We start from the raw sequence: 11,737 nt of genomic DNA, 5'->3' as shown, positions 1-11,737 counted from the left end.
TGCAGCTAGAGAAAAATCGTTAAAACAAAAAAAGCGAGCTGTATTGAGAGGGGGCATTGAGGGTTATGTTTGTTTTCTCTAGGCGAAGCCGTCCTCTAGCGTTAGCGTCCTAAGCGCGAAGCGTTCTCTAGCAGCTTTGCTGCGTCCTGTTTTGATACTTCTATACTTATAAGTATCAAAGTTATTGCGGAGGTACGAACATGAAACAATGTTATGCCACACGCGGTTTTTTACCTTGTCAGGATCCGGCGACTGAGTTGGTTTTGGGGGAGCCTTATGCGGTGCTGGATACGGTAGGTAATTCGTTACCGAGTTTGTTATTAGAAAAAGATGCTCGAAACTATCTGCGTCGAGTGTTTGTGCCCGATTGGCCTTACGTCAATATCCCGGATGATTTATGGCCGCAAGCGTGCCTTTACTATGTCAGGTTGGGTTTTATCGCGTCGGGTTATATCAACCAAATAGGGCAACCAAGTTGTCATTCTTTACCTGCTAACCTTGCTCGACCTTTATGCAAAATTGCTGACCTGATGCAGCGACCACCCATCCTAAGTTACGACGGTTATGCGCTGTTTAATTGGCGACGGTTTGATATTCGTAAACCTGTTCAGCTTGGTAATATCGATACGATCCAGAACTTTGTTCATCTCTATGATGAGCATTGGTTTATCTTGGTCCATATTGAGATAGAGGCTTTGGCAGCTGATATTTTGGATGCAGTTTTAAGTCTCCAAGGTGAGGTTCAGCCAAGAGATGTGGATGTCGCATTAGATAAGATTGCGATGGCGATGACCTCTATTATTCAGGTATTACAACGGATACCTGAGCGTATGTCGGATGAGCTGTATTTCTCTAAATTCCGCCCCTACATCGGCCAGTTCCAAGAGGTGGTGTACGAAGGTGTGAATATAGATCCGATCAGCTATCGCGGTGAAACCGGCGCGCAAAGCTCAATCATGCCGTTACTGACAGAGTTTATGAAAATCCCTCACCAAGATAATCGCCTAACCCGCCATTTGTATGATATGCGCCAATATATGCCTGTTGATCATCGAGTCATGTTAGAGCAAGTGCGTGCCATGCCTGATGTTAAAACCGTGGCAAACTCCGATAAGTTTGATGCAGTGTTAGAGCTAATGGCCTGTTTCCGAGAAGTGCATTATCACTGGGCAATTAAATACATCGCACGCCGCTGTAATGATCAGCAAGGCACAGGCGGTACACCCTACATGCGCTGGCTTAAGTTCCTGATTGAAGAAACCCGCGGGCATAAAAAGTCTGGTGGGAAGGGGACTGTTGTGGCTTGAAGGGCAGGACGCAGCAAAGCTGCTAGAGGACGGCTTCGCCTTTTAGGACGCCATTTCATGGCTAGAGGACGTGGCTTTGCCACTAGAGGAAAAGAAGGATGCTGCTACGCAGCTAGAGAAAAAGATTAAAAAAATATAAGTATTGTGAAGATTCGAAATGATTCGAGGGTATGGTCATTGAGGAGCGTATTACTCAGAAATATTAAAAACTTATCCCTTAGCTCCTAAAAAGGTGTTTCTCTAGCAACGAAGTTGCGTCCTCTAGCAGCTTTGCTGCGTCCTACAAGCGAAGCGACCTCTAGGCGAAGCCGTCCTCTAAGCCTTCGGCTTAGGGCGCATATCATGCATATCGATGGATATGCCATTAGATTGATAAAGCTTGTAGTTCTTACGAGTTGAGGTAAGGACGTCTTCTGTTTGCACGACGACTTCTAAGATTCGGTCGAATCCTAGTGCGTCTTCTGGAATATCTAAGTTTAGATTAACGAACACGTCTTTATGTAGCGGGCGTTGTTGATCCCAGCCGATTTGTACGCCGGCCTGGAGGTCTTCGCCTACCAGTTGGTGTGGGATAAACGCTTCGGGGCGGTATTCCCAGAGAAGCTGATCAATATGTTTGGCTTCACTTTCGTTTGCGGTTTGAATGTAAAGTTCGTGCCCTAGTGCACGGATCTTTTCGACTAAACGGCAAAGGAAGCGACCACGGGCATCCGGGTCGCTAGAAGGTAGTACATAGAAATCAGCTTTACTGGTCATCGGTTGCTAAGCCTGAGGCTTATTCCTCGTCTGCTGATTGGTTCAGTAGGTACTGAGTTAGTAGTGGTACACAGCGGCCTGTTGCGCCTTTGTTTTTACCACCGCTATGCCATGCAACACCTGCGATATCTAGGTGAGCCCAACGGTACTCTTTAGTGAAGCGAGATAGGAAACACGCTGCTGTGATTGTGCCGCCTGGACGACCACCGATGTTTGCGATATCAGCAAAGTTAGAATCTAGCTGCTCTTGGAACTCATCCCATAGCGGTAGCTGCCAAGCTTTATCAGCCGCTTGGTTACCTGCTTGCATAAGTTCCTGAGCTAGATCGTCGTTGTTAGACAGTATGCCAGTTGCGTGGTGGCCAAGTGCGATGATGCACGCGCCAGTTAGCGTTGCGATATCTACAACTGATGCAGGCTCAAATTTACCTGCGTAAGTTAGTGCGTCACAAAGAACCAAACGGCCTTCAGCGTCAGTGTTTAGGATCTCAACAGTTTGACCAGACATAGTTGTTACGATATCGCCTGGCTTAGTTGCATGGCCGCTAGGCATGTTTTCAGCTGCAGCAACGATACCAACAACGTTGATTGGTAGCTCCATTTCACATAGCGCAGTCATTGCACCGAATACGCTTGCTGCACCACACATGTCGTACTTCATTTCGTCCATGCCAGCGCCTGGCTTCAATGAGATGCCGCCTGTATCGAACGTAATGCCTTTACCTACAAGTACGTGTGGCTTGTCGCCTTCTTCGCCGCCTTTGTATTCCATAACAATAAGTTTGGAAGGCTGTTCAGAACCATTACCCACAGAAAGTAGGCAGTGCATGCCCAGTTCAGCCATCTCGTCTTCATCAACGATGGTTGCTGTTAGGCTTTCAAATTCGTCGTCTAGTTCTAGTGCTTGCTCGGCTAGATAAGTCGGCGTACAGATGTTGCCCGGTAGGTTACCTAAGTCGCGCGCAATACTCATGCCGTTGACGATAGCTGTACCGTCTAAAAGCGCTGTTTCCGCCACTTCAGCATCACCGTCGTTTACAACTAGAGCAATCTGCTCCAGTTTTAGAGGGTCCGCTTTTTTGCTCTTAGTTTCGTCGTATACGTATAGGTCAGCGCCTGCCCATTCAACAACATGGCGAAGTTGGCGGTATTGATCAGCGTCGTCGCTGAGTTTGCAATCTAGCGCAAAAGTTACGCTACTTACGCCTGTGCCTTTAACGATGCTCATAACCGCGGTTACGGCTTTGCGTAGGTTACGGTTGTTACGGTCTGCTTCTTTACCAAAGCCAACCAGCAATACGCGCTTAGCAGTTACGCCCGGTACTTTGTGAAGTAGTAATGTTTGTGCTGTTTTGCCGCTGATATCACCTTGGTTGATGATGTCGCTGATGTATCCAGAGCTGGCGCTGTCGACTGCTTTCGCTGCAGGGGATAGGTTGCCATCAGCTTCAATTGCGATGACTAGACATTCTGTTTCTAGTGACTGAATATCACCATTTACAATTTCAAAATCCATGTTAGCTCCAAACTCACGGCCAGCAGCCGTCTAAACAAGACATTAGGTGCGGATTAAAGGATAATGCCGATACTTTAAAACTCAGTACCTAGGCTTTGACAGATAATTTCCGCTGTAAAGGCCCATAATATAAACCATTTTTGTGTCGGTAACAGTTTCGTAGGGACATAGAGTGATCGTTTTTCGTTATTTATCTCGAGAAGTGCTGCTCAGCATGTTGGCGGTGAGTTCGGTTTTACTCGTCATCATCATGAGTGGACGTTTTGTTAGATACCTTTCCAAGGCCGCAGCAGGTGAATTAGATCCAAGTGTGTTGTTTGCCATTATGGGGTATCGATTACCGGGATTCCTTGAGCTGATTCTGCCCTTAGGTTTATTTCTAGGTTTCTTACTGGGATATGGTCGACTCTATCTTGAGAGTGAGATGACAGTGCTCGAAGCCTGCGGGATGAGCCAGAAGCGATTAGTGGCTTATTCCATGGGGCCCGCTTTGCTGGTGGCTGTTGTTGTCGGCGTTTTATCCGTTTTTGTTTCTCCTTATGGTGCTTCTGAAACAAATAAAATCTTTGATGAGCAAGAAAGTCGCAGTGAACTAGAAAGCCTTGTTCCGGGGCGCTTTCAGAAAAATCAGAACAGTGCTCGAGTTACTTATACCGATTCAGTAAGTGAAAATGGTGAACTGGGTTTGGTCTTTATGGCAGACCGAAATAAGAGCACTAATCGCCTACAAATTACCTTAGCTGAATCCGGAAGTATGCTAACGGATACCGAGCGTGATCAGCGATTTTTAGTACTAGAAGACGGTTTCCGCTACGAAGGTGTGCCGGGTAAGGCTGATTACACTGAACTTGGCTTTAAACGTTATGGCTCTGAAGTTGAGCGTAAAAACCAAGAGATTCGTTACGACAAAGTAGAGGCGCTTCCAACCTCTGTGCTTTGGGAATCGGATGAACCTAAGCATCGTGCGCAGTTAAATTGGCGCTTATCTCTACCTGTTTTGGCGATTGTAGTTACCTTATTGGCGGTGCCTTTAAGTCGTGTTAATCCACGCCAGGGACGCTTTGCACGTCTAGTTCCGTCGATCATTATCTATCTTCTATACCTTACCATTCTGAGCAATATGACCAGTAAAGTAAGCGACGATGAAGCTGCACCGATTGCGATCTGGATGGTGCATCTCGTTTTTGCTTTGTTTGCGCTTAATATGATTGCTTTTGGCCGCTTCTGGAGTCGGGTCTTTAACCAAATTCCTATGCCGACTTTACGTATGCCATGGAGTAAGAAAACATCATGAAGCTATTAGATCTGTATATCGCACGCCATGTTTTAGGCGGCTTCTTGGTGGTTCTGCTGGTGGTCGCAGGGCTAGATATGCTGTTTGCACTAGTTGAAGAGCTTAAAGATGTTGAAGGCAGTTATACCTTCGCTGCTGCGGTTGAGTATTCTCTGCTAACCTTGCCGCGTCGTATCTACGAGTTTATCCCCCTATCTAGTCTAATCGGCTGCTTGTTAGGTTTGGGTATCCTTGCATCGAGTTCTGAGCTTACGGTTATGCGTGCAGCAGGTATATCGACGATGGGTATTATCCTATCTGTTATGAAACCGGTATTGCTGATTATTGTGTTTGCATTGGGTCTGGGTGAATTTGTTGTTCCCCACACTGAGCAGCAGGCGCAGAGTCATCGCCAAGTAGCGCAAACCGGCAGCAGAGCGATTAATGATGCCAGCCGTGTATGGCACCGGGATGAGCGTACATTTCTACATATCAATGCTGTTATTCCTGATGGTTCTGTTCGTGGCGTAAGTCGGTACGAGTTCAATGAAGACCTTACACTTGCTCGTTCTAGTTATGCCAAAGTAGGGCGTTACGAAGAGGGTAAGTGGGTACTTACGAATGTTCGTGAAACCCGTTTTCCATCGGCAGAAAATAGAGCGACACCAGCGACATCTTCTGTGACTACGGCAACCTTAGAATCCGAAGTCTGGGAAAGCGGTTTGACGCCTGAACTATTAAAAGTGGTGATGGTTCAACCAGCCAACCTCTCGATGAGTGGTTTGCTTTCTTACAGTGAATACCTCAAAGAGCAGGGCTTAGCGTCCTCCCAATACCGGGTGGCTTTTTGGAGCAAACTGCTACTACCGCTCGCTGTATTCGCTTTAGTATTGGTCGCTGTTTCTTTCATCTTTGGCCCACTTCGAAGCGTAACCCTCGGGCAGCGCTTGATTACCGGCATCATAGTCGGCCTTGCCTTTAAACTCACCCAAGACATCCTCGGCCCAACCAGTGCCGTCTTTGGATTCGCACCGTTTGTTGCGGTGATTATTCCGATTCTGATTTGTGCAGGCTTTGGTTTCTGGTTGCTTAATAGGGCTAAGTAGGACGCTTTGCTTTTAGGACGCCACTTCGTGGCTAGAGGTCGCTTCGCTTTTAGGACGTCACTTCGTGACTAGAGGACGGCTTTGCCTAGAGAAAAAGATCTCAACACTGTTTTATTAACGTGTTGAGTATTTTTCTAATCTCCAAAATTTCTTCTGCCCAACTTTGGGCTTTCAGCTTCGGTATAAAGCCTACTTTTTGACCAATTAGTATTTGAGTTCTCAGCTCTGCAGAAGAGCCTTTTGCATAGTAAAGAAATTGCCTTTTTTCTTTAACAGAACTACGTTCATAACCTTCGGCAATATTGCTGGGAATGGATAGACCGCTGCGCGTAATTTGGTCTTTGAAGCCATAATCCTTACAGTTGGTAAGAACTAAGTATAGATCGGTGCTTAATCTACAAGCGCGTTTCCAAACATCTAAGTTTTCATAACTCATAACAACCTCCGTGTTGTTTATGTTTTAAGCCTTTTCTCTAGCTGCGAAGCAGCGTCCTCTAGGCGAAGCCGTCCTCTAGCGCCAGCGTCCTTCTTTTACTCTAGCCACGCAGTGGCGTCCTGCCTTCATTCTAAAATCTTCGCATTCTTCGGTAGTTCTACCACATATGTTCCTGACGCTAGGTCGTGCCATGTCATCTTCTGTTTGTTAACAAACATCCAAAGAAAACCTACGAAGCAGGCTGATAGGGAGATAATGCCTACGATGTAGCGAATCAGACATTGCATGAAGTTTAGGCGATAGCCTTCTGATGTTTGCACGCGTAAACGCCAAGCGAGCATGCCAAGGGTTTGGCCATTGCGCATCCAGAAGAAGGACAAGAACAGGTAAACGATAATAAACAAAGCGGACTGATACACAGCAAAGTAAGGGCTGGTATCTAGGGCTTCGCCGCCGTTGATGGTCATAAGTACACCGGTAGAGACCATTAATAGGGCTGCGACTAACATCAAGTCGTAAACAAAAGCGCCTAGGCGTTTTAGTGGGCTGGCGATTTTGATATCGGCATACGTTTCTTTAAAGGCTCGGCTCATTTTATCAATACACGTGTAGGGTCGAGTTTAATACTGGGCGTAACTTGCTGGATCGCGAAAAATGCCCGCTAAAAGTGATCTATCTAGGCGCAGATTTTACATGGAAATAGCCATGCTGCGCCACCCACGGGCAAGCAAGCAATAAAAAAGGCGATCATGCGATCGCCTTTTTTTAAACTGGGTATGCTTATTCTGCAATGTAAGTTTTTCGGTATTCAGCAGCTAATGCTTTAGCTTCTTCAAGCTCGCTTGGGTTTAGTTTCATTACCAAACGCTTTTCGATCGCTTTTGCGGTTTTGTTACCCAGCTCAGCAGCATTGTGCATCCAAGCGTAAGCTAGGATGTTTGTATCCTGATCTTTTTGCGAACCGTGATTGTTTGAGTACAGTGTACCCAAGAAGAACATTGCGTCAGTGTGACCTTGGTTAGCCGCTTTGCGGTACCAGCGTTCTGCTTCTTCAAAGTTCTGTTCAACACCTGTGCCGAAGTTGTAGCAGCGGCCAATATTGTGTTGTGCAGCGACGTAGCCTTGATCCGCAGATTTTAGGTACCACTCGATTGCCATATCTGCGTTACGTGACATGCCGTAGCCGAATTCAGCCATCTCACCCAAACGGTTTTGTGCTTGAGCATCACCAGATTCAGCGGCAGGTTGAACGGTTTTTAGTTCAACCTTGTATTCTTTGTCTTTTAGAGCACGTAGGCTATTTACGTTAGCCATATGGCCTTGAGAAGCACCGCGTTTGTAGTAACGGCGTGCTTTAGCTTCGTCTTTCTCTACGCCCAAGCCATTCTCATACATCTGTCCAAGCATGTTGAGTGCATCAGGGTCGCCTTCTTTTGCCAGTGGCTTCAGCTCTTCAAGTGCTGTTGCGTAGTCTTGCTTGTCAAAGGCTAAAGAGCCTTTGCCTAGATCGGCCGCCATTAGGTTTGTTGTACCAATGCTCAGCATTAGACTTGTAGCTAAAAGAATCTGTTTCTTCATCGAGTGTTGCCCGCATAAATTAGTTTGGGTTCGAGAGAGGCCGACGATTATACCTATATTGGAAAAATTTTGTTTACTCCAAACCGTATTAACCTCACCAGCACTTTATAAATGACAATAGTCAGCATATAAAGTTTTATTAAGCATTCTCTAATATGTTGTTTTTTCTGAAAAAAGAAGTGCTTTCTATTAGTCAGATACTAATTTTTGTACCTACACTAGATTGGAAAGGATGATTATATAAAAGATATCTTTAAAATACATTATTGTTTGTTGTATTTGGATCGACTTATATAAGTACTGATATCAATGTTTTTGCCCATTGATCTAGGTAGCATCTCTTGATTGCTTGATTTTATTCGAATTGGTTGATGTATGAATTTGAATGCTATTGAAATAGAGGCGGCTCCCTTAAAGGCGATTCTTACGCCGAGTGTTATTACTGTCGCACCGAATGCGCCTTTAAAAACTGTGCTCGCGCTTATGCAGAAGCATTCGATCAGTAGCATCGTCGCTATAGACGATGACGCTAAACCTGTAGGTATCTTTACCGAGAAAGATGCTATTCGCTTAATGCTTGATGATCAGGCTATCCCATCTTTAAGTATGGCTGAGGTGATGAGTCAGCCAGTCATCACTGTTTCCTCCAATCTTGGCTATGCCAAGGCGTATCAAACGATGGCTGAAAATAGTGTTAGGCATCTTGTTGTCGTCGATGGTGACGACAAGTTGTTAGGGCTTGTTAGTGAAGGCGACTTTCTTCACCACATGGGGATGGAGTATTTAGTTGAGCTAAAAACTGTCTCTAACTCCATGAGCTGTCGGGTTACAGGGGTAAAGCCAGAAGCATCTTTAGCTTCAGTCCTCTCAGTTATGACTCTGGAGCGAATTAGTTGTGTGGTTGTTGTAGAGAAGGGTTGTCCGGTTGGTATCTTGACCGAACGGGATATGGTGCGTTTAGCAACTGAACACCTAGATATAGAAAAGGTAAAAGCTAGCGAAGTAATGGCTTCGCCTTTGTTGACTGTTTTGCCTGATCTGCCTTTGCAAATCGCCAGCCGTATGATGGAGAGCAACCATATACGTCGCCTTGTGGTAGTCGAACATGATGGTTCATTAAAGGGTATTCTTACGCGGCATGACATCGCAAAATCTCTTCAAGGTTCATATATCGAGTATCTTCAAGAAACCCTGCAACGTAAAAGCCGTGATCTCGTTAACACAGAAGCGCGTTTACGGGATATAGAACAGCGCGACTTTTATCAGAGCTTGGTCGAGCAGGTTAGTGATGCTATCTACATTATCGATGCTGATGATGGCCGAATCTTAGATGCTAACGAGCGTGCCTCTAAAAGCCTAGCTATGTCGCATAATGACTTACTGAGTTTACGAGTTGTTGATTTGACCACAGCTAATGATTCTTTGAATGATTGGTTAGAGACGCATATCTCTGAACTGAGAAAAAAAGAGGAACAGTTAATCACGACCGAGCACCGGAGATTAGATGGCTCTATATTTCCAGTCGAAATTAAGTCGCGCTTAGTTCGCTTTGGGCATAAAGATTATGTTGTCGCCATTGCCCGTGATCTGACTGAGCGGTTTCAGGCCATAGATTCAATTCGTGATAGTGAACAACGATTCAGAGTATTGTTTGAACAGTCGCCTTTGCCTATGGCTTATGTCGGTTTTGATGGAAAACTGATAAGTCTTAATAAAGCCTTTACTGCAACACTAGGATACACAGCAAAGCACCTACCCGATTTAGATACCTGGTTTTCCTTAGCTCATCCTGACTTGCAGTATCGTAACGAAGCGCGAGAACGTTGGTTTGGTTACATAGAACGCGCACGTATTACAGATCATAAAATTCCATTAAGCGAATATAAAATTACATGTTTGGGCGGCCAACAGAAACTGATTCATGCTTCGGGTATCACGACTGAATGTGGCTTTTTAGCCATCTTGGAAGACGTAACCGAACGTAAGAGCCAAGAAGATAGTTTGCGACAGGCGGCTGCTGTATTTGGTAATACAACAGAAGGTGTGATGATCACTTCTGCTGCGGGTGTTATACAACGTGTTAATAAAGCCTTTTGCCGTTTAACTGGGTATGACCGTGAAGAAGCGATTGGTCAGCCGGCTAAAATTTTGCAATCAGGTCGCCATGACGAGCAGTTTTACGCGGTGATGTGGGAGAGCTTGAGGGAAAAAGGCAGTTGGCAGGGAGAGATATGGAATCGTCGTAAGGATGGTGCGGTTTATCCCGAGTTGTTGAGTATTAGTCAGGTTACCAATGATCATCAAAAGGTCACTCACTATGTAGGTGTGTTCTCTGATATTTCTAAACTCAAGGAATCAGAGCAGAAACTGAATTACTTAGCTCATCATGACATGTTAACGCATCTGCCCAATCGGCTGATGTTGCAATCGCGACTGGAGCAATCATTAGCGGTCGCAAAACGCAACGGTAGGCAGCTGGCATTGCTGTTGCTGGATCTAGATCGCTTTAAAGATGTAAATGATAGCTTCGGTCATGCGGCTGGGGATGAGTTACTACAGCAGGTGGCTGCGCTTCTTAAAGAACGGTTACGACAAGTTGATCTGGTATGCCGTATGGGCGGAGATGAATTTGCTCTATTGTTGGACGATATTCAGCACCCAGAAGATGCTGGCCTTGTCGCAAATGAAATGATCGAGGCCATTAGTAAGCGTTGGACATTAAGTAATGGACGCGATGTTGCTATCGGTGGCTCTGTTGGCATCAGTATCTACCCGACGCAAAGTGAAGATGCTGAGGCGCTTCTGCAGCATGCAGACGCTGCGTTGTACCGCGCTAAAAGTGAAGGGCGTGGTTGTTTTCATTATTTTACAGAAGAACTCACTCATGATGCCCGTAGCAGACTAGAGCTAGAGGCTAGGTTATCTCGTGCAATTGATAATCAGGAACTTGAGGTTTTTTATCAGCCGCAAATAGATATTGCAACGGGTACGTTAATCGGAGCAGAAGCGTTGGTCCGTTGGCAAGACCCGGAGAAAGGCTTAATCGGTCCTGCTGATTTTATTCCTTTGGCGGAGCAAACTGGTTTGATCAATCCTATAGGTCGATTTGTTCTTCAGCAAAGTTGTAAACAGCTGAAATTATGGCTGGATAAGGGATATAAGCCGATCTCTATAGCTGTGAACCTATCGGCTGTGCAATTGCGCCATACTGATATCTGTCAGTTGGTGACCAATGTTCTAAATCAAACAGGACTGCCTGCTCAATATCTTGAACTGGAAATTACCGAAAGTGCGCTGATGGAAAGAGAGCAGGAGTTTATCGATCTTCTTCACCAGCTTCGAGAACTGGGCGTTAAAGTCGCGATTGATGACTTTGGTACAGGGTATTCTTCATTGGCTTACCTAAAAAAATTCCCGATAGATGTCCTTAAAATTGATAAATCCTTTGTAGAAGATATACCTCAAGATAAAGACGATATGGTGATTGCAGCGACTATCGTTGCAATGGGGCATAGCTTGGGCTTTAAAGTATTAGCTGAAGGCGTAGAGACGGAGGAGCAGTTAAGCTTCTTGCAGAGTAAGGCGTGTCATTACTATCAAGGCTACCTCAGTAGTCGGCCTGTTCCTTATCTTCAGTTCGAAAAAATGCTGGTGAAGCCGCAATCTCATTAGTCTTTGGGCTAAAAATGGCCTCTTTTGCAACAAAGGAGCGTGAACGGTCGGTTAAGTTTCTGCTAATCTAATTTAGAGAAAGAGAAAACAGTA

9 protein-coding genes are annotated in these 11,737 nt (G+C 45.4%); 4 read left to right on the top strand and 5 right to left on the bottom strand.

Annotation, left to right across the window (positions count from 1 at the left end; all coding sequences use genetic code 11):
* Positions 1-200: 200 nt before the first annotated feature.
* Positions 201-1,307 carry a hypothetical protein gene (locus tag ACMXYV_RS14455; protein WP_415889161.1) on the top strand — a complete coding sequence of 369 codons (1,107 nt, stop codon included), beginning with the start codon at positions 201-203 and terminating at the stop codon, positions 1,305-1,307.
* A gap of 315 nt (positions 1,308-1,622) precedes the next feature.
* On the opposite strand, the gene ACMXYV_RS14450 is transcribed toward ACMXYV_RS14455, so the two are convergent.
* Both ACMXYV_RS14450 and ACMXYV_RS14445 read right to left on the bottom strand, forming a co-directional pair.
* On the bottom strand, positions 1,623-2,063 hold the full coding sequence (locus ACMXYV_RS14450) for a DNA polymerase III subunit chi (RefSeq protein WP_415889160.1): 441 nt from the start codon (positions 2,061-2,063) through the stop codon (positions 1,623-1,625).
* A 19-nt stretch (positions 2,064-2,082) separates the two neighbouring features.
* On the bottom strand, positions 2,083-3,579 hold the full coding sequence (locus tag ACMXYV_RS14445) for a leucyl aminopeptidase (RefSeq protein ID WP_415889159.1): 1,497 nt from the start codon (positions 3,577-3,579) through the stop codon (positions 2,083-2,085).
* A gap of 172 nt (positions 3,580-3,751) precedes the next feature.
* Between ACMXYV_RS14445 and lptF the strand changes: the two genes are divergently transcribed.
* Together lptF and lptG are read left to right on the top strand one after the other, a co-directional pair.
* Positions 3,752-4,873 (top strand): LPS export ABC transporter permease LptF, encoded by a 1,122-nt coding sequence (lptF, locus tag ACMXYV_RS14440; RefSeq protein WP_415889157.1) that lies wholly within the window; start codon positions 3,752-3,754, stop codon positions 4,871-4,873.
* Positions 4,870-5,958 (top strand): LPS export ABC transporter permease LptG, encoded by a 1,089-nt coding sequence (gene lptG / locus ACMXYV_RS14435; RefSeq protein WP_415889156.1) that lies wholly within the window; start codon positions 4,870-4,872, stop codon positions 5,956-5,958. The genes lptF and lptG overlap by 4 nt, the downstream gene beginning before the upstream one ends.
* 100 nt (positions 5,959-6,058) lie before the next feature.
* On the opposite strand, the gene ACMXYV_RS14430 is transcribed toward lptG, so the two are convergent.
* From ACMXYV_RS14430 to ACMXYV_RS14420, 3 genes are all read right to left on the bottom strand, one after another.
* The gene (locus ACMXYV_RS14430; RefSeq protein WP_415889154.1) at positions 6,059-6,394 is read right to left on the bottom strand and encodes a four helix bundle protein; all 336 of its coding nucleotides are present in this window, start codon (positions 6,392-6,394) and stop codon (positions 6,059-6,061) included.
* Between the two features lie 125 nt (positions 6,395-6,519).
* Entirely contained in the window at positions 6,520-6,987 is a 468-nt protein-coding gene (locus ACMXYV_RS14425) for an RDD family protein (protein ID WP_415889153.1), read from the bottom strand.
* Between the two features lie 187 nt (positions 6,988-7,174).
* Positions 7,175-7,972 carry a tetratricopeptide repeat protein gene (locus ACMXYV_RS14420; RefSeq protein WP_415889152.1) on the bottom strand — a complete coding sequence of 266 codons (798 nt, stop codon included), beginning with the start codon at positions 7,970-7,972 and terminating at the stop codon, positions 7,175-7,177.
* A 375-nt stretch (positions 7,973-8,347) separates the two neighbouring features.
* On the opposite strand from ACMXYV_RS14420, the gene ACMXYV_RS14415 reads away from it, so the two are divergent.
* Positions 8,348-11,644: an EAL domain-containing protein gene (locus ACMXYV_RS14415; protein ID WP_415889151.1), complete on the top strand. Its 3,297-nt coding sequence runs from the start codon at positions 8,348-8,350 to the stop codon at positions 11,642-11,644.
* Positions 11,645-11,737: the final 93 nt, after the last annotated feature.

Source organism: Neptuniibacter sp. SY11_33, assembly GCF_047778025.1.
Taxonomy (GTDB): Bacteria; Pseudomonadota; Gammaproteobacteria; order Pseudomonadales; family Balneatricaceae; genus Neptuniibacter.
The sequence above is the reverse complement of the archived record's forward strand: the minus strand, read 5'-3'. Positions and strand labels throughout refer to the sequence as shown.